This window comes from Ruegeria sp. CH8 (assembly GCF_056536985.1).
On sequence record NZ_JBQFQR010000027.1, the window covers coordinates 31,162 to 56,860 of the forward strand.

General features: G+C 53.3%; 21 protein-coding genes and 1 pseudogene. 5 read left to right on the forward strand and 17 right to left on the reverse strand.

Translation table 11 applies throughout. The features are described 5' to 3' along the window. Positions 1-81 precede the first annotated feature (81 nt). Entirely contained in the window at positions 82-777 is a 696-nt protein-coding gene (locus ACR0ER_RS21855) for a Crp/Fnr family transcriptional regulator (RefSeq protein WP_170337265.1), read from the forward strand. A gap of 287 nt (positions 778-1,064) precedes the next feature. Here ACR0ER_RS21855 and ACR0ER_RS21860 read toward each other — a convergent pair whose 3' ends face one another. From ACR0ER_RS21860 to ACR0ER_RS21870, 3 genes are all read right to left on the reverse strand, one after another. After that, positions 1,065-1,772: an IS6 family transposase gene (locus ACR0ER_RS21860; RefSeq protein ID WP_480770743.1), complete on the reverse strand. Its 708-nt coding sequence runs from the start codon at positions 1,770-1,772 to the stop codon at positions 1,065-1,067. Positions 1,773-1,883: 111 nt separating this feature from the next. Further along, positions 1,884-2,291: a universal stress protein gene (locus ACR0ER_RS21865; RefSeq protein WP_480770744.1), complete on the reverse strand. Its 408-nt coding sequence runs from the start codon at positions 2,289-2,291 to the stop codon at positions 1,884-1,886. A gap of 57 nt (positions 2,292-2,348) precedes the next feature. Next, complete coding sequence (locus ACR0ER_RS21870) at positions 2,349-2,798, reverse strand: phasin family protein (RefSeq protein WP_480770745.1); 450 nt, start codon at positions 2,796-2,798, stop codon at positions 2,349-2,351. Between the two features lie 200 nt (positions 2,799-2,998). Here ACR0ER_RS21870 and ACR0ER_RS21875 point away from each other — a divergent pair, with 200 nt between their 5' ends. Then, positions 2,999-4,156, forward strand: a complete 1,158-nt coding sequence (locus ACR0ER_RS21875; RefSeq protein ID WP_480770746.1) for a cation:proton antiporter — start codon at positions 2,999-3,001, stop codon at positions 4,154-4,156. 15 nt (positions 4,157-4,171) lie between these two features. Here ACR0ER_RS21875 and ACR0ER_RS21880 read toward each other — a convergent pair whose 3' ends face one another. The 6 genes and pseudogenes from ACR0ER_RS21880 to ACR0ER_RS21905 all read right to left on the reverse strand — a co-directional run. Then, the gene (locus ACR0ER_RS21880) at positions 4,172-4,579 is read right to left on the reverse strand and encodes a c-type cytochrome (protein WP_480770747.1); all 408 of its coding nucleotides are present in this window, start codon (positions 4,577-4,579) and stop codon (positions 4,172-4,174) included. Between the two features lie 160 nt (positions 4,580-4,739). After that, a complete protein-coding gene (locus ACR0ER_RS21885) occupies positions 4,740-5,783 on the reverse strand; it encodes a Na/Pi symporter (protein WP_480770748.1) in 1,044 nt (347 codons plus the stop codon). 62 nt (positions 5,784-5,845) lie between these two features. Continuing rightward, positions 5,846-6,553: an IS6 family transposase gene (locus ACR0ER_RS21890; RefSeq protein ID WP_480770749.1), complete on the reverse strand. Its 708-nt coding sequence runs from the start codon at positions 6,551-6,553 to the stop codon at positions 5,846-5,848. A 57-nt stretch (positions 6,554-6,610) separates the two neighbouring features. Then, entirely contained in the window at positions 6,611-9,982 is a 3,372-nt protein-coding gene (locus tag ACR0ER_RS21895; RefSeq protein ID WP_480770750.1) for an AAA family ATPase, read from the reverse strand. A 236-nt stretch (positions 9,983-10,218) separates the two neighbouring features. Next, complete coding sequence (locus ACR0ER_RS21900) at positions 10,219-10,926, reverse strand: IS6 family transposase (protein ID WP_480770751.1); 708 nt, start codon at positions 10,924-10,926, stop codon at positions 10,219-10,221. Positions 10,927-10,970: 44 nt separating this feature from the next. After that, positions 10,971-11,069, reverse strand: a pseudogene (locus ACR0ER_RS21905) (IS6 family transposase); the annotation flags it as partial. 278 nt (positions 11,070-11,347) lie between these two features. Here ACR0ER_RS21905 and ACR0ER_RS21910 point away from each other — a divergent pair. Continuing rightward, positions 11,348-12,700 (forward strand): phophatidylserine decarboxylase associated domain-containing protein, encoded by a 1,353-nt coding sequence (locus ACR0ER_RS21910; RefSeq protein WP_480770752.1) that lies wholly within the window; start codon positions 11,348-11,350, stop codon positions 12,698-12,700. A 60-nt stretch (positions 12,701-12,760) separates the two neighbouring features. Continuing rightward, positions 12,761-14,011 carry a phophatidylserine decarboxylase associated domain-containing protein gene (locus tag ACR0ER_RS21915; protein ID WP_480770753.1) on the forward strand — a complete coding sequence of 417 codons (1,251 nt, stop codon included), beginning with the start codon at positions 12,761-12,763 and terminating at the stop codon, positions 14,009-14,011. A gap of 101 nt (positions 14,012-14,112) precedes the next feature. Here the strand turns inward: ACR0ER_RS21915 and ACR0ER_RS21920 are convergent, their stop codons facing one another. From ACR0ER_RS21920 to ACR0ER_RS21950, 7 genes are all read right to left on the reverse strand, one after another. After that, the gene (locus ACR0ER_RS21920) at positions 14,113-15,165 is read right to left on the reverse strand and encodes an adenylate/guanylate cyclase domain-containing protein (RefSeq protein WP_480770754.1); all 1,053 of its coding nucleotides are present in this window, start codon (positions 15,163-15,165) and stop codon (positions 14,113-14,115) included. After that, positions 15,162-17,954 carry an ATP-binding protein gene (locus ACR0ER_RS21925; protein WP_480770755.1) on the reverse strand — a complete coding sequence of 931 codons (2,793 nt, stop codon included), beginning with the start codon at positions 17,952-17,954 and terminating at the stop codon, positions 15,162-15,164. The genes ACR0ER_RS21920 and ACR0ER_RS21925 overlap by 4 nt, the downstream gene beginning before the upstream one ends. Further along, positions 17,954-18,562 carry an SCO family protein gene (locus ACR0ER_RS21930; protein ID WP_480770756.1) on the reverse strand — a complete coding sequence of 203 codons (609 nt, stop codon included), beginning with the start codon at positions 18,560-18,562 and terminating at the stop codon, positions 17,954-17,956. Before ACR0ER_RS21930 ends, ACR0ER_RS21925 begins: the two co-directional genes overlap by 1 nt. 2 nt (positions 18,563-18,564) lie before the next feature. Next, positions 18,565-19,590: an ABC transporter substrate-binding protein gene (locus ACR0ER_RS21935; RefSeq protein ID WP_480770757.1), complete on the reverse strand. Its 1,026-nt coding sequence runs from the start codon at positions 19,588-19,590 to the stop codon at positions 18,565-18,567. A gap of 630 nt (positions 19,591-20,220) precedes the next feature. Continuing rightward, entirely contained in the window at positions 20,221-22,200 is a 1,980-nt protein-coding gene (locus ACR0ER_RS21940; RefSeq protein WP_480770758.1) for a bifunctional 2',3'-cyclic-nucleotide 2'-phosphodiesterase/3'-nucleotidase, read from the reverse strand. 146 nt (positions 22,201-22,346) lie between these two features. Next, positions 22,347-22,481, reverse strand: a complete 135-nt coding sequence (locus ACR0ER_RS21945; protein WP_480770759.1) for a hypothetical protein — start codon at positions 22,479-22,481, stop codon at positions 22,347-22,349. Between the two features lie 105 nt (positions 22,482-22,586). Further along, entirely contained in the window at positions 22,587-23,270 is a 684-nt protein-coding gene (locus ACR0ER_RS21950; RefSeq protein ID WP_480770760.1) for an IS6 family transposase, read from the reverse strand. A 460-nt stretch (positions 23,271-23,730) separates the two neighbouring features. Between ACR0ER_RS21950 and ACR0ER_RS21955 the strand changes: the two genes are divergently transcribed. Beyond that, positions 23,731-24,675, forward strand: a complete 945-nt coding sequence (locus tag ACR0ER_RS21955) for a cyclase family protein (RefSeq protein WP_480770761.1) — start codon at positions 23,731-23,733, stop codon at positions 24,673-24,675. A gap of 169 nt (positions 24,676-24,844) precedes the next feature. Here the strand turns inward: ACR0ER_RS21955 and ACR0ER_RS21960 are convergent, their stop codons facing one another. Next, on the reverse strand, positions 24,845-25,552 hold the full coding sequence (locus ACR0ER_RS21960; protein ID WP_480770762.1) for an IS6 family transposase: 708 nt from the start codon (positions 25,550-25,552) through the stop codon (positions 24,845-24,847). Between the last annotated feature and the right edge of the window lie 147 nt (positions 25,553-25,699).

Genomic DNA, 25,699 nt, shown 5'->3' on the forward strand with positions numbered 1-25,699 from the left:
TTACGCTATTGTAACGTGAACGTTATTGGGCAAAGCTAACAGAACGGTTTGCCAAATACTTTCCCATATGGGGTAATTGAGATGAAGAAATCCGAGGTTCAGCTTTTTCCCATTTTCTCCTCCGCCTGGCTCAAAGGTGTTTCGGAAGACAGTCTGGAACAGCTCAAACAGATTTCGGAAATCGTCACGTACAAGGACAAGGAAACGATTTACGCTATTGGTGGGCCGCAAAGCTTTCTCTATGGCACCGTCTCGGGAAAGGTTCAGGTTCGCCTCGCCCTGACCGAAATAGAGCCGGTCTTGGGCCATATCCACCACCCCGGTGCCTGGTTCGGTGAATCAGAGTTGTTGCTTGGCGTTGACGGCCTGGTGGAAATGAAGGCCGCAGGCGGTGTCAGATTGGTCAGGATCGCCTATTCCCGGTTTCGGCCACTGGCCAACGAACGCCCTGATCTGTGGGAGGCATTTGCCCGCCTTGCCTCGATGAATCAGCTGCTGGCCATGTCAGCGGCCAATGACCTTGCGCAACGAAACACACGCAAACGCATCACGGCCGCGCTTTTGCGATTGGGCGGATGGCGTGGCGCTTTGCAGGGTGCCGAACCGACAGACACCGTTGTAGCCAGCCAGCAGGAACTTGCGGACCTGTCGAATATCGCCCTGTCAAAGATCTCGGTGTATTTAGGAGAAATGGCGACCGAAGGCCTGATACGCTTGGAATATGGTCGCACCGTCTTGCTCGATTTGGACGGGTTGCGTCGCGTGGTCGAGGAATAGAGCTATGCTTGCTGGGGCTCATCATATGCACAACCGATTTTGGAAACGAACCCCCCTGACCTTTTCTCGGGTTTTAACAATCGTTTTAATCTTCTGTTTTGGGGTGTTCGGTCCACGTTCGGCTTTGGCATGCCAAATTTGCGTCACGTTGCCCGAGACTTCACTTGCGGATCATTTGATCACGGCAGATGTCGTCGTTTTGGCGGTACCGGCGCCGGACAACGCGTTCAAATTGGTGCTGTCAGACGAATTCTAACCAGTCTCAGTTTGCCGCAGAAACCGCGAACCTATCCGGAACAAAGCTGACGCCACTCGGTAAGAGCGGCGGTGCGCGTCAGCTTGAAGGTGTCTCGGCTGGTTAGCGATCTTTCCTGGTTGAAGTGGTTGTGGACAGAGGAATGGACGGAGGCGAATTTCTGCAAACTTCGCATGCGCCGGAAACGTTGCATGGCGCGTTCACGCCGTCGAAACGGAAGATGCGAACTCTCTACGCGGTTGTTGAGCCACCTGCCCGTCTGTTGTTTTTCGAGCGCGCCCATTTCTCTGAGCGCAGCCTTGTAGGAAGCGAAGCGATCTGTGACGATCTCTTCGGCGCAACCGTGCCGCTTCATCAATTTCTTGAGGAATTTCAGTGCTGCAGCTTTGTTTCGGCGTTTGGTGACGACTGCTTCCAGCACTTCACCCTCATGGTCTATGGCCCGCCAGAGGTAGTGCCTCTTACCATTCACCTTCACAAAGACCTCGTCCACGTGCCACTTCCATTTGGAGAACGCGCGCAGCTGCTGAACACGCTTCCGTCTGATCTCAGCAGCAAACATCGGCCCGAACCTGTTCCACCAATATCGGACGGTTTCGTGGCTAACGTCGATCCCGCGTTCGTGTAGCAGATCTTCGACATTCCGAAGCGACAATGGGAAACGGATGTACAGCATCACCGCAAGGCGGATGATCTCGGGACTGGTTTTGAAGTACTTGAAAGAGGCAGGCCTGGTCATGGGCAAAAGCTACGCAACCACCCTGCCCCGCTCAAGCAAAGTTAATCTGACGAGACCCAGTAAAATTCTTCTGACAAGACCCCCTAAAGATCTCGCATCGCTAGCATTGGCTCAGCGAGTTACGTGAACCGAACACTTGGCGTGATGCACAACTTTGTTCGCAGTGGAACCTAAAAATAAATCCTCGAAACCAGGCTTGTGCGAAGCCAAGACGATGCAATCCGTGTCGCTCACATTTGCGAAGTCGACAATGGCCCTGCCCGCGTGCCCAGAGATGAGCCGAGCCTTCGAGCCTGGAAATTCAGAGGCAGTCTGCTGCAGGTTTTCCAGGATTTCATGCCGCGTATTGGCAAGTACTTCGCTGGGGATCTGAGACCCTACGTAAGCCGGAATTGGCTCTTGGACGTGCATCACGGTGAATACAGCGTCCGCATCAGCCAATTGGCGCGCGGCCTCAAACGACGCTTGTGTGTCGTGTTCTTGGTCCAGAGCAACCGGGATCAGGATATTCTTGTACATTTGACCTCCTATCTACTGCTCCGATGATTTCAATTTGGTTCCTCGGCAGCAGGAAACCTACACAGGCTCAGACTTTGAAGATTTCCCCGCGCTCTTTGTAGCGGCTACAACATCATCAACTGTTTTCTCAACAGCTTCAGCTTCGGTTTCAGCGACATAAGATGCACAACGGGACACGGTTTCGAACCATTCCTGCGCGTCAGCAACCAACCGCTCAGCCGAATGGCGCTGCCATTCCGCAATGCTCTGAAGAGCTTTCGATGGATCGGACGGGTTCGCGGAAGACACATTGCGTGCAGCTTGTAGAGCCGTCCGGACCGCCTCATGACGCCGTTCGAACCAATGCTGCGCAAAGGCCTCTGTTTCTTCGAGCAATTTTTCTTGCGCGTCCCAAAATTGTTCGATCTGGGCACCGAAGGCCGGATTGCCAGACATGGGCGGCTGCATTTGCTTGAAAACATCCAAAAGTGAGGTCGGGTTATTTGTGTTGGATTTCTTTGTCGACATCGAAAACTCCTCCTCATCTACTGAATGAGCTATTGTGCCACCTGCGGCGCGCTTTCGCCTTAATACAGATCAATATCCCTTATTTTTAAGTCCCTTGGCATAGGCTGCGACGGGACACTCGCATTCTTTCCAACATCGGTTCCTAGAAGGCAGGGTTGGAGTTAGAGTCGTTTAGACAAGAACTTAACGCTTGGTTTTCTATGCACATTGCCGGCTTTCTGATTACCCTTGGTGTCCTCTTTCTTGCCGGATTGGCGGCCGACCAACTTGGCCGGGCCACGCATCTCCCTCGTGTTACAACCTTACTTTTCCTCGGTCTGATCGCCGGGAACGCCGGAATGGGGTTGATCCCACTCGACGTTGCAATGTGGTTCGACGAGATATCCATTGTGGCCTTGACGATGGTCGCGTTTCTTCTTGGAGGATCTTTGACCCGCGAGAACCTGGTTCGGCATGGCCGAGCCATTCTGACGATTTCGGTTTCAATCGTGGTGGCAACCCTTGTTATTGTGTCTGCCGGACTGACCGCAATTGGCGTACCCTTCGGGTTGGCGTTGGTGCTGGCGGCAATTGCTACGGCTACAGCTCCGGCCGCAATGACAGACGTGATCAATCAATCTGGGGTGTCCAACAGCTTCACCGAGACATTAAAGGGCGTCGTCGCAATTGATGACGCTTGGGGTCTGTTAGTTTTCAGCATCGCCTTAGTTCTGGCCGGTCATTCGGATGGTTGGGCCACAGTCACGACCACGGCGATTTGGGATTTCGGAGGGGCTATTTTGTTGGGTTCCGCACTAGGCGTGCCATCCGCTTACCTGACTGGCCGCTTGAAACCGGGAGAGCCAATGCAGGCAGAAGCAGTGGGAATAGTCTTTCTTACAGCGGGCCTCGCGCTTTGGCTGGAGGTTTCATTCTTGGTCGCAGGCATGGTTGCGGGCGCAGTGATCGGGAATCTTGCCCGCCATCATGATCGTGCTTTTCACGAGATCGAACATATTCAGTGGCCGTTCATGATTTTGTTCTTCCTACTGGCTGGCGCCACGTTGGAAATTGAAGCCTTCGGTTTGATGGGCTGGGCTGGTGCTCTTTTCCTATTCTTGCGCGCCGTCGCCCGCCTTGTCGGGGGTTATTGCGGAGCAAAACTGGGCGGCCTGCCTCGCCGTCAGACCCGCTGGTTCGGTCCCGCTTTGTTGCCACAGGCTGGTGTCGCGGTAGGTATGGCCCTTGTAGCTGGAGAACAATTTCCGCATTGGGCCGCGTCGATCATGGCCTTTACTCTAGCCAGTACTGTGGTCTTCGAGGTGTTGGGGCCGCCACTGACTCTCATGTCAATCAAACGCACGGCTGACACGGACTAGCAGATTGGTCGGTGACTATTCAGACTGGATCGACTCAAGGAAGGCGAGCAAATTCGCCAACGGCAGGCCGACCATCATAGGTTGCCCATTAGGTAGAGCCACTGCGATTTGTTGGTCTGTCTCAAACACCGCGCCAAAGATTGGCATTTCGCCGCCATGGGCGAGCAATTGTGAACGACCATCAATCTGTTCAGCTATGCGAACTGTCGGAAACACACCGTCGTTTTCGCCCGCCAATTTGGTTAGGTCGGGTGTTCGAATAGCCAGCATTTCGGCCATTGGTCCGTCTCCGGTCGCTTCGAAACCGTGACATTGCCAGCAATACGTCCGGTACAAATCACTTCCCTCACTGACGCTGACCTCCTGCGCTAGTGCAGGCCCCGTGAACAACAGTGCCAGTAAAATCCCTCGATAAACCTGCATATTCTCCTCCAAATCGCTGCCACAAAAGAAGATCCCATTAAACAGTATAGCTAAGGAACGTGTTTGGCCTTGCTCATGTTGTCCGCACCAGCACGAACATTGGCGTTTCAGTCGAATAGCGTTTGAGCACGCGCCTAATCTACTCCAGGCAGGCCTCCAACTACGCCACTTCGTCATTGACCTCACCACCCTTGCGCCCAGACGGCACTCCTTCCAATGCGTTCAAATGCCAACGAATTCGCCAGAGGTGATAAGACACGCGATGTAACCATCTGAGGGCATCCAAGCGAGCCCAGACCACGTCGTCCGGCAGACTGTCAGTCGCAGCGTCGGAGATGAGCAAGTCTCTGCGAAGTCTCCTCTGTCGTCGCAGAAAACGGCGAACGCGATTCAGCGTGATTTCACACTGCGCTGGATTGTCGATTTCCAAATAGCCATCAGTCGCTGCAATCGCCACTAAAGCAAGCCGTTTCAAGCGCGGGTCTTTCGGCAACTCGTTTATCCGATCATCTTGGCTACACCGGTAAAGCAACCGATCAAGATGATCGAGGATATGGTACATACCCTTGATGCTGGATAACTCTACGTCGAACCTGCTGGACAATTCTATCTTATCTAGATACAAGCGCGCTTCGGATATAGCAGTCTCAATGTTGTCCTGCCCAAAGTTGATTCCGTTTGGCTGAGATGCCCCCATACATAACCGAAGGTGCGCTACTTCGGCCCTTACAATTTGTTCGACTGCAGCTTTTGCTGCATCCACAGCTATTTCCGGCGTCCCAAGGACAAGCGGATCCAGAGGTCTCGTTAACTCAGCACCTCGGTCGGGTACGAGCGCCTCGACAAATCTGGCAAAGGGTTTGGCGAAGGGCAATATCAGCGCCACGCCTATGGCGTTGAAGAAACTATGGAACGCGACAAGCGCAGTCAGAGAATTTCCTGCCCCCGCCCCGCTTATAAAGACCGAAGTAAATGGCTCCAGCAAAAAACATGCCATTACTCCTGTCATCACGTTGTAGATCACGTGAGCAAGACCGGTTCGACGAGCCATCGTGCCTCCACCAAAGGTGGCTAGAACAGCGGTGAAAGTTGTCCCCACGTCCATTCCAATGACGAGTGCCGCCGCTTGAGGGAAGTTCACAGCACCAGCGCTTAACGCAGCCAATGCTGTCGCAACGCCAGCGCTCGAAGACTGCGTCACCATCGTTATCAGGGTGCTGTCAGACGAATTCTAACCAGTCTCAGTATGCCGCAGAAACCGCGAACCTATCCGGAACAAAGTTGACGCCACTCGCTAAGAGCGACAGCGCGGGTCAGCTTGAAGATGTCTCGGCTGGTCAGCGATCTTTCCTGGTTGAAGTGGTTGTAAACGGAGGAGTGGACGGCGGCGAATTTCTGTAAACTTCGCATGCGCCTGAAACGCTGCATGGCGCGTTCTCTTCGTCGGAACGGCAGGTGAGAGTTCTCAACCCGATTATTAAGCCACCTGCCCGTCTGTTGTTTTTCAGTGGCTCCCAGTTCTCTGAGCGCGGCCCTGTATGACGCGAAGCGATCCGTTACAACTGTATCCGCTGTACCGTGTCGTTTCATCAATTTCTTGAGGAATTTCAATGCTGCCAGCTTGTTTCGACGTTTGGTGACGACGGCTTCGAGCACCTCGCCTTCATGATCGACGGCGCGCCAGAGGTAGTGACGTTTGCCGTTCACCTTCACAAAAACCTCGTCCACGTGCCACTTCCATTTGGAGAACGCGCGCAGCTGCTGAACACGCTTCCGTCTGATCTCAGCAGCAAACATCGGCCCGAACCTGTTCCACCAATATCGGACGGTTTCGTGGCTAACGTCGATCCCGCGTTCGTGTAGCAGATCTTCGACATTCCGAAGCGACAATGGGAAACGGATGTACAGCATCACCGCAAGGCGGATGATCTCGGGACTGGTTTTGAAGTACTTGAAAGAGGCAGGTCTGGTCATGGGCAAAAGCTACGCAACACCCCTGCCCCGCTCAAGCAAAGTTAATCTGACAAGACCTTACTGTTTGAGTAGAGCATTGGCGTCCAAAAAATCAGGTGTCTCAAAGCCTTCAGAAAACCAGCTGCAAATTGGTGTCAGTAGTGATCTTGCCCGGGACTCGCAGTTTTGGTCTCGCCACAGTAAAGCAAGACTGGTAGCTGCTCGTAACTCCAGTGATTTTGCATGTTGCGCGTGCGCTCGGTCAATCGCCTTTTGAAACTGCAGTTCCGCGCTAGCAGTGTCACCAGATTCTAAGTGTAGGATGCCTTTTAACCGTTCCAGCTCAGCAAGGAAAAAGCGTTCTTGGTTTGAAGATTTAATAGCTTCGGCTTCCTCCATGGCAACCCATGCCGAGTCAAAGTGGCATGCGTCAATGCAGCTTGCAGAAAGGAAAGCAAGCCATTGAGTATCACCAAGCCCTGCACCCGTTTCGTGCCATTTTTTTAGCCCGGTTCTCAACTGATCCAAACCCTCCTCATACTCGCCCAACCCACATAGAGCGCGGCCCCGGCACATTCCTCCAAAGGCCAACCAAGCCGCCAGACCATGTTCCCGGGCATGCGTGACGGCCGCTTCAGATGCGGACAGAGAAGCCGCGAACTCCCTGCGGTGATTGAGAATAACAGCCTTGAAGCTCAGCGCCCAACCGACACAATGGCTGACCGACAGATCTTGGCTGAAAGAGAGCCCTTCTTCTGCCATATGGACGGCACTGTCTGGGAACCCGCTCAACCACAAATTCCAGGCTGAGTACAACCTGCAAATAACACCAGCGCTATCGCCATGAATCGCGACTTCTTCCCGACGTTGCCGTTCACAAAGAGTGTCGTCAATTTCTATACCCGCTTGAAGGTGTTTCGCAGCTTCCTTGGATTGGCCTACGAAGAATAGGCTCGTGCCGAGAACTCTGTGTCCAAGTGCACGCCGCTGCGCATTGCCCTCTTTTTTAGCGAGAGAACCCAGCTTCTCTGCAAGGTTCAAAGCGTGTCGGTGTTCTCCTCTGGAGAGGCGATAGTTCCAATACCCCCTCAGAATTGGGAACAAGTCTTCCGTTCGGCCAAGGCGGTCACAAAGTTTGCGCGCTCGCTGATACGCCCTCCTCACTTCCGGCGCTGTCCAGCCCTTTGAGAATGTCAGAGGGACAGCCAATTTGGATTGTAGCTCTAACTCAACCTCCATCTTTCTGGTTGGATGATCAATGGCGGGAACCAATTTCAACCCAATGTTAAAATGCGCTATAGCCTCCACGTTTGAAGAACGAGCTATCGCTTTCTCACCGGCTTTGATCCAGAATTTAATCGAGGCATCATGCTTGCCTGCTTCCAAAAGATGGTAGGCCAATGTTTCAGGCCTTTTGCCCGCAATCTCTGGACGCATCGTTTCGATTACCTCTGCTGAAAGAGCGTGCAATCGTCGCCGTTTCGCCTTCAGCAAAGACGCATACGCAGTGTCACGGACTAGCGCATGCTTAAATTCATACTTCGCGTGAGGCGGTTTTCCCCGTTGTTGAAGCAGCCCGGCGGCCACGAGTCGAGCCAATCCTAGTTGCAATTCCTCATCTTCAATTGAAGAAACAGCAAGCAGCATTTCATAGTCGAATTCTCGACCAAGTACGGCACCAAATTGCGCTATCATTCGTAATTTGGGAGACTGGTCCAATCTTGCCATGAGGGAGTCCTGCAACGTTGCTGGGACAGCTGTATCCGACAGCTGGCCTTTTAACTCGAGACGTCCATTTCGCTTTTGTACGAAACTCGCCTCCAACATCGCTTTGGTAAGTTCTTCAACAAAAAGTGGCACTCCGTCAGTCTTGCCCACGATATGCTCGACCATTTCCTGTGGCAGTTGATCTCCTCCAGTTTGCAAATTTATCAGGTTTTCGACTTCAGTCCTCTTCAAACGATCAAGGACAATTGGGCGCATGCATCGGCGGCTTGGCCAGTGCGGTTTAAATTCCGGGCGAAAGGTGAGGATATTGAGGATTGGAGCATTTGTAGATTTTTCGAGTTGGAACGCCAACAACTCCAATGTTGACGGGTCCGCCCAATGCAAGTCTTCCCAAGCCAAAATGACCGGTCTTTTGCTGGCCTCGTCCAAGAGCCAAACAACGATTGCCTTCATCGTTTGCAATTTTTGCTGCTGCGGTGCCAGTCTTGTTGGCGGATACCTGTCGTCAGGAAGCGGAATCGACAACAATGAGGCTAGCAAAGGTATCACTTCAATCAACGGTAAGTTTAGACCGCGAAGAGCTCCTTCCAGTTTTGCCAACTTGCCATTGGCTCCATCTTCGCGGGCAAATCGCAACACGTGCTCCAAGTGGACGATAAGAGGGTAAAATGGACTGGTTGTATGATGGGGTGAGCAGCTGATCGTTATCCGTGCGTAGTCCGTTTCGCCAAACTCTTCGCGCATTGCTTCTAACAATCGGGATTTCCCTATCCCAGGCTCCCCGCTTATCAAAACAACCTGACTTGTACCTTCCCGACTCAACTGCCAAGCACGATTTAACAGGTCTAATTCATGTTTGCGCCCGACAAATGGACTGAGAGTACCGGAGTGTGCTGACTTAAACCGGGTCTCGGCTGCAGGCTCACCGACCACCCGCCAAGTCGCAACGGGTTTTTCAAATCCCTTGAGTCGTTGTGCCCCAAGTGCTTCAAAATCCAGCGCACCCCCGATTAGTTTGTGGGTAAAGGCATCTGTCACTACTTGGCCTGGTAAAGCCACATTTAGCACCCGGGCAGCCAGGTTAGGAGTTTCACCGACAACGGCATCCTTTTCCGTCGTGGTTTCGCCTACTATGTCGCCGATTACGACCTTTCCGGTGGCCACTCCGACTCTGGCCGTAAGTGATTGCTCGGAAACACTTTTTAAAGATTGCACCGCTTTTGTGACAGCCATTCCTGCGCGAACAGCACGCTCCGCTTGGTCCTCATATGCGCGCGGCCAGCCAAAGAAAGCGAGCACTCCATCGCCGAGAAACTTGGCAACATGACCTTCGAAACGAGCAACCAAACCGGCCACTGTGTCCTGATACCGTCGCATAACTTGATGCAGGTCTTCTGGATCGAGCTGTTGTGAGAGTGCTGTTGAGTCAACCAAATCGCAAAACATTACAGTCAGTTGTCGTCGCTCGGCATCAGCCGTGCGCATGGACGTTGACCTAATTCCCAAGCTCGTGGTTTCTGACGGTTCAGCTCTTTTTTCAACAAGAGCAGCGATGGCGCGCGACAACGACTTGCGATCGCCCATGGCTTCAACACCTAGTTCGATTAAATCATCTTCACCGAGGTATGGTAGGTGCTCAAATTTGATCCTGTTTTTGGCGAAGGATTCACTGTATTCGCCAAGGCCCAATTGTTCGAGCCACTCACCGACGTTATGAGACATGACTGCCTCTTGGACAGTTGAAGTGACTCCAGTCTAATAGGTTTTTGCTCTTCAAGCTATCTTGGCTGGGCGCGCGACCTTGTTGGGCAGTGGCAAGTTGACCGCGCCCTCCTCCGTCAAGCCCAGCAAGGCCATGAGATTCTTGCGATGTCGTCATTTCCGTAGCGAAATTTCTGCACCGTGTGTGCTGTCAGACAAATTCGAACCAGTCTCAGCCAGGCCAGTATAGCTGCCCCTTATGCCGCACCAAGTTCGCGCCACTCTGCGAGAGCGGCGGTGCGTGTCAGCTTGAAGATGTCTCGGCAGGTGAGAGATCGCTCCTGGTTGAAGTGGTTGTAGACGGAGGAGTGGACGGAAGCGAATTTCTGTAAACTTCGCATGTGCCTGAAACGCTGCATGGCGCGTTCTCTTCGTCGGAACGGCAGGTGAGAGTTCTCAACCCGATTATTAAGCCACCTGCCCGTCTGTTGTTTTTCAGTGGCTCCCAGTTCTCTGAGCGCGGCCCTGTATGACGCGAAGCGATCCGTTACAACTGTATCCGCTGTACCGTGTCGTTTCATCAATTTCTTGAGGAATTTCAATGCTGCCAGCTTGTTTCGACGTTTGGTGACGACGGCTTCGAGCACCTCGCCTTCATGATCGACGGCGCGCCATAGATAGTGCCGCTTGCCGTTCACCTTCACAAAGACCTCGTCGACGTGCCACTTCCATTTTGAGTATGATCGCAATTGCTGAACACGCTTTCTTCGTATCTCGGACGCGAACATCGGACCAAATCGGTTCCACCAATATCGGACGGCCTCCTGGCTCACTTCGATCCCACGCTCGTGCAAAAGGTCTTCCACGTTTCGAAGTGAAAGCGGAAAGCGGATATACAGCATCACTGCGAGGCGAATAATCTCGGGACTGGCTTTGAAATACTTGAAGGCGGCAGGTTTGGTCATTCCCAAACGCTACGCACTCGCCCTGCCCCGCTCAAGTAAAGTTAATCTGACAAGACCCGATAGGACACTGTGTACCGCAAATAGAAGTAAACAGCGTACAAAACTGCATCCTTGGGGAAGTGACAGCCCTTTAACGAGATCATGCAAAAAAACCTGTTCGAAATATTTCGACCGGTAAAAACCTCAGATCACGCAGGCTCGTCAACTAGACCCTAGAGTTTGCGACACATCCAGCTTGCGTCTCACAGAGAGCTTTAGGAATGCCGACCCGTATTCTGGGGTACTACAATCGTGTACCAACCCCGAATTTTCTTCCAGATAGATATGGTGGCTGTTATCACTGTGGTTAGTTTTTCAAATTTTTTTGCTAGCAACGGGGCTTTTTAGTTCCGTTGTCCATCTGGTTGGGGAGATCCAAGTTATGGATAAGAAGACTTTTGAATCGATTGCACAGGTTAAACATGACCCTAAATCCGGCCCCTTGACCGAAGACGAACTGCTGCAGGCGCTCCATGAACAAAGGCTGGCGGTCACCGGTGCGAAGATTGATCGCGATTTTAACCAGATTAGTGAGTTTCAGCGTTTCGTGCGGCTCGAACTTGAGGCGGGCAAGGGGCCAGCATGGACGCCGGAGGTTCAAGATCTGGCAAAAGTAATTGAAGAAGAGGCGTTTGTGCGGATGTACGCCGAGCTTGGGCTGCAGCAAATTCCAGCTGAACGTAGCCACTTTAACAGTGTCCATCAAATGCTGGATGCAATCAATTACGTCGTGCACACTGCGCCCATCTACAAGGACGTAAGCTCTATTTCATGGCAGTTCCCTCTGTCCGCACTGATGAATTTCTGGATGATGACGCCCGCGGGCAAAAGATTGATGCGTATGCCGCAATTCAACTCTGGCATGAACGCGATCATGAAGGCCTGGTGCAAATTCCTTGATAGCCCGGACAGCCGATATGTTCTGAATACCGGACCGACGGGGTGGCTCAATCCGAAGGCGCTTGAATACAACCAGGTCCTTGAAGATTACGTTATTCCGGATAAAGCCGCGCCTTATTGGGGGTGGAAATCCTACAACGACTTCTTTCACCGCATGGTGCGCAAGGATAAGCGCCCAATTGATGACCGTGACACTAATCGCACCATCAATTCGCCCAATGACGGTGTGGCCTGGGCACTGGAGAATTATGTTCAGCGGGCCGACGCGTTCTGGTTGAAGAGTCAGGCCTACTCGATGGCAAACCTTCTGAACAACAGTGAATTTGTCGACCGTTTTGTCGGGGGTTCGGTCTATCAGACTTATGTCAACGGTGGCGCCGATTGGCATGGGTTCAGCGCGCCAATCAATGGAACAGTGGTCGGACTGGAATTGATCGAAGGGTATGCATGGACTGAAAGCGATGCTGTCGGCCCGGATCCGATGTCTGGGCCCTATTCGCAAGGTTGGGCAGCCGGTGTTGCTACACGCGGCCTGATCTACATTGACAGTCACGACAAAAAGCTTGGGGTCGTCTGCGTGGTTCCGATTGGCCTAACCGAGGTGTCCTCGCTGGAGTTTGCACCCCACCTGGCAGTTAACAAGCCGGTCAAAAAAGGGGACTTGCTAGGTAATTTCAGCTTCGGCGGATCTTCGTTTGCCCTGGTTTTCCAGCCCGGCGCAGTCAAGGAGTTTTTGGTTAAGCCTCCGCTTATCGGACGCAACGCACAGCCTGAAGATACGCTGCGCGCCAACGCTAAATGTGCGATTGCCAATCTGGAAGGCGACGACGACTGACCTGCATATCCGGCGGTCTGTTCCGCCGGTTGCCGGAGCTCGTACTGGGGGAGGGGGCGCATGTCGAACGAAGCACAACTGGACCGAAAATATGCGGAACTTCCTGCTGTGATGGCGAGGAAGCTGCCCGCTGACAGACACGCCGTTTCAGATTGGCATCGTGATCTACGAAGGATCGTGGCGGGCAAACGTGACGCCCCTCTACACCCGTCTGTTGCAGCCTTCGATCGTCTGATGAAGCGTGATGGCGTCGTCAGAATGCTGGTCAGCGAAATGATCGACGAATTGGATCCGGAGTATAAACACGTCGATGATATCCCGGAACTTCTTGCTCAGCTCAGCTATATCGTCACCGATGCGCCAATCTGGGAAGAGAAAGAGGAAAAGCGGAACTTCTTCCCGATGTCCAAGCTTTTCACCTATATGATGATGACAAGTGCGGGCGAGGCCGTTTTCCGCAATCGCGCCATGAATGACGCATTGCGGCTTATACTGCGTGAATGGTGCCGTTATCTGGATAGCCCGGCCAGCAGGCATGTGATCAATCGTGGCGCTCATGGTTGGCTGTCGCCGGGAGCGTGGGCTTATAACGAACTTGATGAGTTCATCATTCCCGACCCCGAAGCCGAACATGGTGGCTTTGCAAGTTTCAACGCTTATTTTCACCGTGAGATAAAGCCCAAAGCCCGCCCGGTTTCCGGGCCTGGAGAACCGAAGGTCGTGGTTTCCCCAAACGACGGCAAAGTTTTCCGCGTTGCCCGCGAAGTGGATCTGGAACGGGAGTTCTGGGTAAAAGAGCAGCCCTATTCTTTGCGCGACATGCTTGCGGGCAGCGATCTGACCGAGATGTTCAACAAAGGTGATGTGCTCCAAAGCTATCTGTCGGGTGCAGATTACCATCGCTGGCACGCGCCGGTTTCCGGAAAGATACTGGCCACTGATGTTATCGAGGGGCTGATGTTTTCGAATCTCGCGAGCCTTGGTAATGCGGTCAAGGGTGTCAGCGCTCAGGGCTATTACACGGCCGTCAACACGCGCGGGCTTGTGTTTATCGAAGCGGATCACAAGGCGCTTGGCATTGTGTGCGTTATGCCGGTGGGCATCACCGAGATATCGTCGATCAGACACACAGTCGCGCCGGGTGATCACGTGTCAAAAGGACAGGAGATCGGGCGGTTTTCCTACGGCGGGTCCAGTATGGCGATTCTGTTTCAGAAAGGTGCGATTGACTTCTTTGATGTGAAGAATCCGCCCACGCCCGAGGAAAGTGAAACAATCAAGGTAAACGCAGCCATTGCAGTCTCGAACTGAACGTACTCAGATTCCGCCGCTGCGTTCGATTTGGGCTATTACCCGTGGACTGCCCGATTAGCAGGGTACGGCTGTATCTTGGGACTGCAAACGCATCCGTTTTATGTCGTTTCCAGCGCCGGTTTCAGGATGTTGATCCGGATCGGGTCGACCAAGCCGCGCAGTGGCGCAGAACCAGCATCAAGCAATGGAAAATCCTTTGTCAATCGCCGAGCCGTATTGCCGGAGACAATCACCATCGAGCCGCGCTCCTTGTTCAACTGCTCGAGCCGCGCAGCGGTATTTACCGTCGAGCCAACGACTGTGTAGGTCAGACGCGATCCGTCGCCGACATTGCCTGCAATCACATTACCGGTATCTATTCCAATTCGCGTGCGCAGAGTGATCCCGGCAAACTGTTGAGTTTCTGTGATTTTGTTGATTTCCATGGCCGCCAAAACGGCGCGGTCCGCGTGGTCCGGTAATGTGACCGGAACATTGAAAAGGGCCATGAGGGCATCGCCTTCGAAATTGTTTACGATGCCGCCTTGTCTCGTAATCGGCTCAAGAACTGTATGGAAATACGCGTTCAACATCTCAAGTATACGTTCGGCGGGATGGCTTTCGACAATTCTTGTGAAATCCACGATATCGGTCATCAGAACCGTCGCAACGGTTCTCGTCGGCTCCAGGTCTCCTCCGCTTTCGACCATCTTCTTTGCGACAATATCGGGGATGTATTTGCCCAACATGTCGCGAATGAATTCCATCTGCTGCCGCACCGCGTCATTGAGACGTTTTTTGGTCAATGAACCACTGATCCTGGCTTTCAACAGGACTGGATCAAATGGTTTGTGCAGGTAGTCTTCCGCGCCGAGTTGAATGCACGCTATAGCATCTGACGTCTCATTGATTGCAGATACGACAATGACCGGTAAGGTTCGCAGGTTTGGGTCCGCCTGCATTTCGCGCAAAACTTCGTGACCGGTCATTTCCGGCATGAGGATATCCAGCAAAACAAGATCATATATATTCGCGCGCATCATTTCCAAGGCGACCAGACCGTTTTCCGCCTGATCGGATTCGTGCCCAAGCGCACGAACTGCCATGGACAGTTTCAGGCGGTTGGTTTCGTGATCGTCGACGATGAGTATTTTGCCCGGCTGATCCGTCATAGAATTTCCCCGTCTCTGATCTGTTGCGAGACAATAACAAGCTCGGCTTCCACGGCGCTCCATTCCGAGGCAGCTTTTTGGATAAGCTTTACTGCATCTTCCGCGTCCCCGGACGCACCGATCTTTTCCAACTCGGCGCATTGCGCGGCAAGCGCGGTTGCACCAAAATCTGCGGCGCTCGATTTCACGGTATGCGCGGCGATGCGAAGTTTGTCGGGATCTCCGGCGGCACCGGCTTTGAGTTCGGTGAAGAGTTTGGGCGCTTCTTTGCAAAAGCTTTCAAGCAGTTCATCGAACATGGCCGGTTCCCCACCAATGAGGTCCATCAATCGTTTTATCGCGGACCTGTCGATCAAGGCTTCTGCCTTCTGACGGTTATTGGTGGTTTTTTTGCCCGACCGCTCTGCACATTCCGCCTGTGTGCTTGGATTTTCTGGCGAAAGACCATTGTCGGCTAGCGCGGCGTGGCAAGCTTTTAGAACGGCTATTAATTTAGGAATTTCTATGGGTTTTCGGACAATGTCCACGGCCCCGGCCGCCTGACACGCCAACCAGTCCTGTTGCATAACATTCGCCGTCATCATGACAACGCGGGGCCATCCGGATGGGAACCGGCGCCGCACTTCGGCTGTTGCGTCCTGGCCATCCATTTCCGGCATATGAATGTCCATGAGCACAAGATCATAGGTCTTTTCCTCGAGCCTTTCCAATGCTTCGATGGCATTTTCTGCCGTGTCGATTTTGTACCCCAGCCTTTTCAGGATCTGCGTGGCAAACTTGCGGTTGGTCTGGTGATCATCCGTCAGCAGTATCCGCAGGGGACATCTTTGCGCCAGTTCAGGATCAAGCGTGGATGCAACCGGCTTGAGCGCTTCCGTGTCCGAACCGTCTCCGAAAAGCGTATCTATAAGGGTATTATACAGAATGGACGGTTTGAAGGGTTTCTGAACCAATGCGGTGAACCCATCCAACTGCCCGGCGGAATGCCCCAAGCGCACCAACGCGATGCCGGGGGTCGACTGAATCGCGTCCCTGAATTCAGCATGGTTCGCTTCTGCTTCTGTATAGTGATCCGCATCCACAGCAAAAACATCGAAACGCGTTTCGCCATTGAGCAGGCGAACAGCATCCTGAACGGTTTCGGCCGTGGTGATCTGCATCCGCCATTTTGAAACATACCGCTTCAATTCCTCGCATGTGGTGGACCCGCCATCGCATAGGAGCAACATTGACTTGCCGGTCAGTTCGGCACCCCCAAGCGTCTGATCTTGCGCGATGTCCTGCAGGCCAAGATTTACGCTGAAAGAGAAAGTGGTGCCCACGCCAACGGTGCTGGTTAAACCAATCTCGCCATCCATCAATTCCACCAGCCGTTTTGAAATTGCGAGGCCTAGTCCCGTGCCCCCGTATTTCCGCCTTGTCGAAGCATCCACCTGCCTGAAGGACTGAAACAAGCGGTCGATACGATCCTCGGGGATGCCGATACCGGTGTCGCGTACTTCAAAGTGGAAAGTGCCTGTATTTGGTGACTCCTCAGCGATATAGCGGATATCAATGACCACTTCGCCCCGTTCGGTGAATTTGACCGCGTTGTTGAGCAGGTTGATGAGGATTTGCCGAAGCCGCGTAATATCTCCAACAACCGCTTCCGGCGTACCGTCGTGAATGCGATAGGCGAGGTCGAGATCCCGATCCGACACAACAAAGGCAACCATGTCCAGCGTGCTTTCGACGCAGTCCCGCAGGTCGAGCGGCGCATGTTCAAGCTCCAGCTCACCTGCTTCGATCTTTGAAAAGTCGAGGATGTCATCAATGATCGCGACCAGCGCCTTGCCGCTGTCATGAGATGTCTGAACATAGTCGCGTTGCTCACGGGACAAGGGCGTATCCAACATCAATTCTGCCATACCCAGGATAGCGTTCATCGGCGTGCGAATTTCGTGGCTCATTCTGGCCAGGAATTCGGTTTTGTGCTCGCTTGCGCGTTCCAGCTTGTCGTAAAGCGATTCCAGCTCTGCGCTCATTCGATTGACATTGTCGGCCAGCTCGCCCAGTTCGTCCCGGTTTGCTACAGTCAGCTTGCCGGAAAAATCGCCTGACGATATCTGCGCCAACCGGGTGTTCGTGCGCTTCAAGGGGCGGACGATAGTGCCAGAAAGCGCGTAGCCGACCACCAGCGCGATCAAAACGCTGACAACCGCTGTTGCGATCAGCGTGTACCGCGAAATCTGATAGGCTTTCTTTCCTTGCGCGGCCTTCTGGATCATGTCGGCTTCGGCACTGGCAATGAGTGCGTAACTAAGCCGTTCGATGTTGTCGCCCAGCCGCGCTGCTGTGCGCATCTGGTTGGCCTCGGCAACCTCTGTTTGTCCCGCCACCAACAGCCCGATAACTTCGTAGCCGATCTCGACAAGTTGCGCGTAGTCGCCCTTGATCGTGTTGACCTTTTCCCGGTCTTCGGCCGAAACGAATTCCGCACGATTGAAGTCATACGCGATCTGGCTGATTTGCCGCCGCGCGGTATCCAGATCGCGTGCGCTGTTTTCCAAAAAGGCGTTCGAGACGATAAAGCGCAGCGCAGTCGTATTGCTTTGAAGTGCCTGATACGCAGCTATTTTCCTCTGAAGTTCGATAAGCGACTGAGTTCGCCTGTCCGAGTCTCGGAGTGCTCCGATGCCGACCGCGCCCAGCACAACAAACAGACCAACAAGACCGAACAATGCGATGGAAAGCTTGAAGCTAATCCGTGCGTCGATACGCGCGAAAATTTTTGGCAGCCAGTCGAGCATCAGCTCCGCGCGTGGTCCGCAATTGCGCGGATATCTTCAAGCAGTTCATCCGTGTCGAACCGCTCGCCCAGATACTGAACGCGCATGACGCCATCTGGGTCAATTACTGTGGTGAGGAGATTGTGATTGATAGTGTTACGTGTGTCCGTTGCCATCAGAACGCCAAATGCATTGGCAACGCGACGCACGTCGGCATGCCGACCAGTCAAAAACGACCATCCTTCGGGCGAATAGTCCAGGTTTGTCGCGAACTCCTTGAGAACTTCTGGGTGATCGTATTCCGGGTCCACTGTCACGGACACGAAATAGACGTCTTCGCGATACTCTTCCTCCAGGTCTTCCTGCATTGTGGCGAGCTTGGACGTCAGGATCGGACAAAGGTCATAGCAACGCGTGAACATGAAGCTGACAAGCACAACCCGGCCTTCGACCTCTGAAAGCGAAAAGGATTTTCCGTTCTCGTCGATAAGGGTAAACTCAGGAGCTTGACCGAGGTTTGAATAAGGCGAGTCGTCTTGCCGAGCCCCCGCCATCCAGATGATGGCCCCGGCCAACACTGCCACAACACCCGCGCTATAAAGTGTGCTGCGTCCAAAAAACCAGGTCATTTTCAGGACTTCATCTCTTTCAGGAGCTGGTTCAAAGGCGCCCAGTCCGTGCCGGAAGCGATGATGCTTTCGGGGGTGGCATCAATGATCCCGGCCTCATTCAGGCGCAGCGCATAAAACCGCAATGTGTCTTCGGGATCATAGGTATCCCATGCGTCGTAGGGAAGGTCCTGTAGCGTTCGCATTGCATAGTCGATTGTGGGTGACTGACCTTCATCGACAAGCCATTGCGCTGCAATTTCAGGCGTTTCGGAGCACAGTTGGTTGGCCTTGAGAATGGCGCGCAGCGCCCGCTTTGCCGCAATCGGGTTCTCGGCCGCAAACGTTTTGTTGGCTGCAACCATGCAGCAGAAATAGTGCTGCCAGGGATTGTCGGTCGTGGTGTTCAAAATGACATGTCCGATCCCCTCGTCGTGCAGAATGTAGTTGAGCGGCGGAAAGCTGGCCATTGCGTCGATTTTGTTTTCCGCCAGCATGACGGCCCAGTCATTGGGGTGTGCAAAAACCCATTGAACATCCTTTTCTGGATCCAGCCCGATATAGGCGGCAACGCTGGCCAACAGATACCGTTCAGGGCTGCCCAGCCCGTGAATGGCCACACGTTTACCCTTGAGATCGCCCACTGTTGCAATGCTCTCATTCGCAAAGATTTCGACGCAACCTGCATGCAGCCCGCTCAATACGACAATTGGTTCGCCTTGAGAGATCGGCAGTACCCAGTCGACACCAAGTGCCGCGCTCATATCTGCTGTACCATCCGTTAACGCATGCGCGTACGAACCGTCGTCGCCAAGCGACACATACTCGATTTCTGTGAACCCCTCCATTCGCAGGAACTGTTCCGCAACATACTGCGGTGCGTAACAGAGCACTGGAAACTTGCGGTCGCGAATAAGTCGAATGCGTGTGGTTTCAGGCGCTCCGTCTGCTCTGGAAGAAACCGACCCGATACCAACCGCTCCGGCGGAAACGGCAGCAGCACCAAGTGTAAAACCACGGCGATTGAGTAAATTTTTGTTAAAACGCATGTTTTTGGCCTTTTCTGCTTGCTTATAGCGCAGAGGCTATGCGCGCATGATAGCAGAATTTTTTCCTAAGTCATTTGTGCCGATTACATGCAGTAACACGTCGTTTGTTGCGGCTTGAAAAATGTGCCGTCTTGAAGGGGAAGCTTTATCTTGGACTTATCAAAATGCTTGGATGCTGCAATCGCGACGTGGTGGGCTATACGAAGGCTAATGGCTTCAGTATTCTTGATTGCCTCATAGAAATGGGTGGTGAAAGCGTCCTTCGCTGCTCCTGCACTATTCCTTAGACTAGACGCTAAAAGCGAAGGTCGGTTGGTTGATTTGGAGCGACCCTGTGCCGCGTCTCCAATCGCTAATAACAAGGCCCGAAATTCATCGAAAAACTATTCACGCCGAGGTCTATTCACGCCCGAACTCCGTCCGTTTCAGCAGTTTATCCAGCTGGCGGGATAATCGCCGCTCCAGTTCCGTCTACGCAGCTCTCAGAGAAGTTTGCGACAGAACCCGCTGACGTCGGCAAATCTACCGCTGTTAGAAATATTTGAACTGCTATTGGCAATTCGGGCCGGGTGCTCCCGCCATCTACCTTAAAAACGGCAGGTGAGGTTTCGACTATGCTAGCCGATTGGATCAAAGCTTGATCCGGAATGCCGCGAAACCGTCGGTACCTTCTCCGGCGTCCTCTATTGAGACACCTTTGACATCATCCATATACGCACGAGCCTTTGGGCTGGTCTCAAACAACACAGTCGTGTCCTCAAGTGGAGCAAACGACCAGTTGGCGTCTGCTTTCGGGTCGATTGTGCCCTGCTCAACGATATAACGCACGATAACGTCGCGGTTGGTATCTGGCGCCTCGAATACGACCGTGTCACCCAACGCGCCGGGGAAGGACCCGCCACCCGAAGCACGGTAGTTGTTGGTCGCGATGATGAATTCCATGTCATCGGTGACCGTCTCGCCGTTGAAGGACAGGTTCACGATTCGAGCGGCATCCGGGTTGATCTCTTCACCCTTCGGTCCAAAGCGCGAAGGCTGCGACAGATCGATCTGATAAGTCACGCCGTCCATCACGTCGAAATTGTAGGACGGGAATTCAGAGTTCAGCAGGATTGCATCCTTTGATCCGGCTTCAACCTGATTGAACATGCCAGCCGACCGTTCCAGCCAACCCCGAACCTCTGCACCATTCACCCGAACTGCGCGTACGGTATTAGGGTACAGATAAAGATCGGCCACGTTCTTGATGGCGACATCACCGACTGGAACATCGGTGTAGTATTCCGGGCCGCCACGGCCACCAGCCTTGAAAGGGGCTGCCGCAGACAAGATCGGCAGGCCTTCATGCTCAGTGCCTTTCAACATCTCTTCTACATACCATTTCTGCGCGATTGAGACGATCTGAACAGATGGGTCATCCGCGACCAGTGCAAAGTAACTGTGCAACGGGGCCGACGTTTTACCAACCGCGCGACGGACATAGGCAAGCGTTTCCTCGTGGTCCTTTGCAACCGAGTCGAGAACCTTCTGATCATCTCCGACCAAGGCAGTGATCGAGCGGTCCTCGTTTCGTTTGGAAATGGGTCGCGCTTCGGAGGTCGTGGTGACAACGCGCCATTCATTGCCGTCCCGCTCCAAAAGCAGGTCGAGCAAGCCGAGATGCGAACCCCAGAACCCGCCCATGACGGCGGGTTTACCCATCAAGGTGCCCTTTTCCACATCAATGCCGGGGCGATCGGCAAAGGTTGGCGACGGGAAGACCAAGTGATTGTGGCCCGTAACCAACGCGTCGATGCCGTCGACACCAGCCAGAGCGACCGATGCGTTTTCCATGCCCTCTGCATGATTAGCGTCACCGATTCCAGAATGCGACAGGGCGATGATCAGATCGCACCCCTGTTCCTTCATCTCAGGCACATAGGCCTTCGCCGTCTCAACGACGTCTCGGGCTTCGACATTGCCGTCCAGGTGCTTGCGATCCCAGTTCATGATCTGTGGCGGGGTAAAGCCAATGACGCCAATTTTGATCGGATGTTTGGTGCCGTCACCCATTTCGATATCGCGGTCGAGAATAGTATAGGGTTGCATCAGCGTTTTATCCTCGCGGGGACTCGCGCCTTTCTCTTTTGCCACATTGGCCAAAACAACCGGGAACTCGGCGCCCGCCAAAGATTTACTCAAAAACTCCAGGCCATAGTTGAATTCGTGGTTGCCGAGCGTGGCGGCATCGTAGCCTACCGTGTTGAACGCGGTGATGATTGGGTGGCTGTCCCCGTCTTTCATGCCGCGCTCATAGGCGACGTAATCGCCCATCGGATTGCCTTGAAGAAAGTCGCCGTTGTCCACCAACAGAGAATTCGTCGCCTCGGACCGGATTTCATTAATGATTGTTGCCGTTCGGGAAAGCCCGACAGTATCACGGGGTTTGTCAGCGTAATAGTCATAGGGGAAAACATGGACGTGGATGTCCGTGGTTTCCATGATCCGCAAGTGCGCCTGATTGTTGGCCGCCGCAACCGAGAAGGGGTGCAGGGTGATCATTGCAGCGCCAGCTGTTGTTGTGGCCAGGAACTGGCGACGGGAAAAGGACGGGCGGCTGGAAAAGGACATGTGAAACCTTTCAGGAGTGTTGGTCGATGCGCTTTCTGGGTTCTATTCAAAACAAAGATGTGACGACGAGTACACTTTCCTACGGCGATTGTCGAAAGAACCCGGTCCACAATGCTGATCAAATAGAGATCGACTCCTTTTAGACCTTACTTGGAATACCGCATTTCCATCTCGTCATAGTAGTCCTTGCGAACCGCGCCTTGCCGGACTTGGAAACTTGCAACCGGTCCGCTTTCGTCCATACGACCATCCGTCTTCAGCATCGAAAGCGCGTCATGCATGCCCTTCAGCGCGCCCTGCAACGCGACATTGGCATAGAGAACCAGCCCAAAGGGTTGTGTCGCAAACTTTTGGAACGACCAGAGCCAGCGATATGCTAGACGCAGTTATCCTGCGATCTCAGCAAACATCCGAAAGCCGGAAGTCGTATCACTAGAGAATTGCTTCTTCCGGATCATGTTGGCTACCTCAATGCCATCCAGTGTGGCTGAATCTGATCTGAACGACTTGAACCCACACATGTGCCGCACGCGTAGTTTGATGAATCTGTGATCCTGTTCGATCATGTTGTTCAAATATTTGGACCTGATCGTCTGTACTTTAGCTGGGCAGCCGAACCGCTTCAGGGTTCTGTTCACTTCGCGAATGCTAGCTGCATTGGCGCCACTCTTGTCTATGACGATTTTGATCGGGATCCCGTTTGAGGAGAGTGCTTTGGCAAAGAACCTGGTGGCTGCTGGACGATTACGTCGCTCGGACAGCATGAAATCAAGGGTGTTTCCCGCTTTGTCGACCGCTCGATAGAGATACATCCACTTGCCACGCACACGGAGATAGGTTTCATCCATGCGCCAGGAGTTCTGAGTTGGACGCTTCCTTGATTGCGCACGAGCAGCGACTATCGGCGAGTATTTCACTACCCACCTATTCAGTGTGGCGTGGTAAACTCGCACACCGCGTTCAGCCATGATCTCTTCCAAATCACGATACGACACTGTGTACCGCAAATAGCAGTACACAACGTACAAAACGGCATCCTTGGGGAAATGGCAGCCTTTCAAGGAAATCATGCTGAAACCTGTTGGAGAACAATACGCGGACTACAAACGTCGGATTCTGCATGCTCGTCAATCTAGGCCTAAAGTTTGCGACACAACCCTCTATGAATCCTCAAACTGGGCGCAGCGAATTGCCTGGTTGATTGGCTTATCTACACTATTGGTATTCGTTGCCCTGATAATAATGGCTCTAAGTGGAACGCCATTTGAAGGTTCTGTCGCAAATTTCTTAAGCTCACCTCCAAGCGGATAATCTCTGGATTGGTTTTGGGTGCTTGATGGGCGATCGATTATTCATGGAACAAGACCAAGTGAGCACCCTGCCCACCTAAACCCAAGTTCTTCTGATAAGATTTCAAGAACGTCTCGGGTTGGCAATCAGAAGCCAGACTCTGGAAAATGAGCGTCATCTGGTATGTTGGGTTTGTTCGACAATCCACTTCGCGAACCAATCTGAAGGGAGGACTAATTCATGATATTTAAGAATTCGATCGTCGCGGCTATGGCCGCGAGCTTGCTAACAGGATCTGCATTCGCGCAAAACTGGACAAATTCGAAGTATGGACCCGACGACATGGCGGGCGCGTCGAACCTCATGACGAGTGAAAAGGCGCTGCAGGCAGTTGGCCTAATCAAGACAGGTACGGTGTTGTCGATTGGACGAGACTACACCTCTGATATGCCTTTGTTCGGCACCAGGGTATTTGCCGTACGAGGCACTAGAGGATTAGCAGGCGGCCCACTCGGGGCCAATGAGATCATCTGGATGGACGACTTTATCGCCACGGAGATTGGCCAGGTTGGAACGCAATTCGACGGCTTGAGCCATATCGGCGTCGGCGGCGACGAACAGATGTTTTATAACGGTATACCGGCGAGCGAGGTAGCTGGTGGAATTGGCACCCGCAAACTCGGAATCGAACATGTGAAACCGTTTTTCACGCGTGGTATCGTGCTCGACTTCGTCGCGTTGCGAGGCGCGCCGCTGGAAGCTGGCGACGAGATAACAGTGGCCGACATCGAAGCTGCACTGGCCGCGCAAGGGCTCGACGAACCTGGGCCGGGTGATGTCGTACTTCTGCATACTGGCTGGGGGCGTCATTGGATTGAAGACAATGCGACCTTCAATAGCGGCGAACCCGGAATTGGAATGGAGGCGGCCGCCTGGTTGATCGAACGGGATATCGCGATCGTCGGCGCTGATACCTGGGCGATTGAGGTCCTGCCGAATCCCGACCCTAACGTCGCTTTCCCAGTGCACATGGAACTAATTCCCAAAAATGGTATATTCATCCACGAAAACGTTGCAACTGAGCGTCTGATTGAGGTCGGGGTTTCGGAGTTTGCTTACATTTACTCACCGGTTCCAATTGCAGGAGCGACAGGATCACCCGGTGCGCCACTGGCAGCGTATTGACCAACCAAGTTTGAGAGAAGCTGCCGTGCGGCTTTTCTCTGCCGGCAAATGCCAAAATCAACTGCAGATGGCAAGACAAACTTCCTCGCAATCAGTGCGTGTCCGCTTCGCGAGAGGGTGCTGTCAGACAAATTCGAACCAGTCTCTGTTTGCCGCAGAAACCGTGAACCTATCCGGAACAAAGTTGACGCCACTCGCTAAGAGCGGCGGTGCGTGTCAGCTTGAAGGTGTCTCGGCTGGTCAGCGATCTTTCCTGGTTGAAGTGGTTGTATACGGAGGAATGGACGGCGGCGAATTTCTGTAAACTTCGCATGCGCCTGAAACGTTGCATGGCGCGTTCACGCCGTCGAAACGGCAGGTGCGAATTCTCGACGCGGTTGTTGAGCCACCTGCCCGTCCTTTGTTTTTCGGTAGCGCCAAGCTCTCTGAGCGCGGCACTGTATGAGGCGAAGCGATCCGTGACGACGTTTTCCGGTCGACCGTTACGCTTCATCAATTTCTTGAGGAATTTCAGTGATGCAGCTTTGTTTCCGCGTTTGGTGACAACGGCTTTCAGCACCTCGCCTTCGTGATCAACAGCCCGCCAAAGATAATGCCGCTTGCCATTCACCTTCACGAAAACCTCGTCCACGTGCCATTTCCATCTAGAGAACGCGCGCAGTTGCTGAACACGCTTCCGTCTAATCTCAGCAGCAAACATTGGGCCAAACCTGTTCCACCAATACCGGACAGTTTCGAGGCTCACGTCGATGCCTCGCTCATCCAGCAGATCTTCGACATTCCGAAGCGAGAGCGGGAAACGGATGTACAGCATCACCGCAAGACGGATGATCTCAGGACTGGTTTTGAAATACTTGAAAGAGGCAGGATTGGTCATGGGCAAAAGCTACGCAACACCCCTGCCCCGCTCAACCCAAGTTCTTCTGACAAGACCCCCGCCAGTTTGGTCGGGTCATTGCCATTGCCGTTCGTGCCAAATGGCCCTTGGCGGTGCCTTTGTAACTTGGGCTAAAGTGGCCGCCGA

What these genes read in the sequence shown, in the direction of transcription:
- ACR0ER_RS21880 (WP_480770747.1), bottom strand. Translation starts at nt 4,579, where the DNA reads ATGCAGGTTTATCGAGGGATTTTACTGGCACTGTTGTTCACGGGGCCT.
- ACR0ER_RS21955 (WP_480770761.1), top strand. Translation starts at nt 23,731, where the DNA reads ATGATATTTAAGAATTCGATCGTCGCGGCTATGGCCGCGAGCTTGCTA.
- ACR0ER_RS21940 (WP_480770758.1), bottom strand. Translation starts at nt 22,200, where the DNA reads ATGTCCTTTTCCAGCCGCCCGTCCTTTTCCCGTCGCCAGTTCCTGGCC.
- ACR0ER_RS21865 (WP_480770744.1), bottom strand. Translation starts at nt 2,291, where the DNA reads ATGTACAAGAATATCCTGATCCCGGTTGCTCTGGACCAAGAACACGAC.
- ACR0ER_RS21950 (WP_480770760.1), bottom strand. Translation starts at nt 23,270, where the DNA reads ATGATTTCCTTGAAAGGCTGCCATTTCCCCAAGGATGCCGTTTTGTAC.
- ACR0ER_RS21915 (WP_480770753.1), top strand. Translation starts at nt 12,761, where the DNA reads ATGTCGAACGAAGCACAACTGGACCGAAAATATGCGGAACTTCCTGCT.
- ACR0ER_RS21925 (WP_480770755.1), bottom strand. Translation starts at nt 17,954, where the DNA reads ATGCTCGACTGGCTGCCAAAAATTTTCGCGCGTATCGACGCACGGATT.
- ACR0ER_RS21900 (WP_480770751.1), bottom strand. Translation starts at nt 10,926, where the DNA reads ATGACCAAACCTGCCGCCTTCAAGTATTTCAAAGCCAGTCCCGAGATT.
- ACR0ER_RS21890 (WP_480770749.1), bottom strand. Translation starts at nt 6,553, where the DNA reads ATGACCAGACCTGCCTCTTTCAAGTACTTCAAAACCAGTCCCGAGATC.
- ACR0ER_RS21870 (WP_480770745.1), bottom strand. Translation starts at nt 2,798, where the DNA reads ATGTCGACAAAGAAATCCAACACAAATAACCCGACCTCACTTTTGGAT.
- ACR0ER_RS21875 (WP_480770746.1), top strand. Translation starts at nt 2,999, where the DNA reads ATGCACATTGCCGGCTTTCTGATTACCCTTGGTGTCCTCTTTCTTGCC.
- ACR0ER_RS21920 (WP_480770754.1), bottom strand. Translation starts at nt 15,165, where the DNA reads ATGACGGATCAGCCGGGCAAAATACTCATCGTCGACGATCACGAAACC.
- ACR0ER_RS21960 (WP_480770762.1), bottom strand. Translation starts at nt 25,552, where the DNA reads ATGACCAATCCTGCCTCTTTCAAGTATTTCAAAACCAGTCCTGAGATC.
- ACR0ER_RS21885 (WP_480770748.1), bottom strand. Translation starts at nt 5,783, where the DNA reads ATGGTGACGCAGTCTTCGAGCGCTGGCGTTGCGACAGCATTGGCTGCG.
- ACR0ER_RS21855 (WP_170337265.1), top strand. Translation starts at nt 82, where the DNA reads ATGAAGAAATCCGAGGTTCAGCTTTTTCCCATTTTCTCCTCCGCCTGG.
- ACR0ER_RS21930 (WP_480770756.1), bottom strand. Translation starts at nt 18,562, where the DNA reads ATGACCTGGTTTTTTGGACGCAGCACACTTTATAGCGCGGGTGTTGTG.
- ACR0ER_RS21910 (WP_480770752.1), top strand. Translation starts at nt 11,348, where the DNA reads ATGGATAAGAAGACTTTTGAATCGATTGCACAGGTTAAACATGACCCT.
- ACR0ER_RS21895 (WP_480770750.1), bottom strand. Translation starts at nt 9,982, where the DNA reads ATGTCTCATAACGTCGGTGAGTGGCTCGAACAATTGGGCCTTGGCGAA.
- ACR0ER_RS21935 (WP_480770757.1), bottom strand. Translation starts at nt 19,590, where the DNA reads ATGCGTTTTAACAAAAATTTACTCAATCGCCGTGGTTTTACACTTGGT.
- ACR0ER_RS21860 (WP_480770743.1), bottom strand. Translation starts at nt 1,772, where the DNA reads ATGACCAGGCCTGCCTCTTTCAAGTACTTCAAAACCAGTCCCGAGATC.
- ACR0ER_RS21945 (WP_480770759.1), bottom strand. Translation starts at nt 22,481, where the DNA reads ATGCATGACGCGCTTTCGATGCTGAAGACGGATGGTCGTATGGACGAA.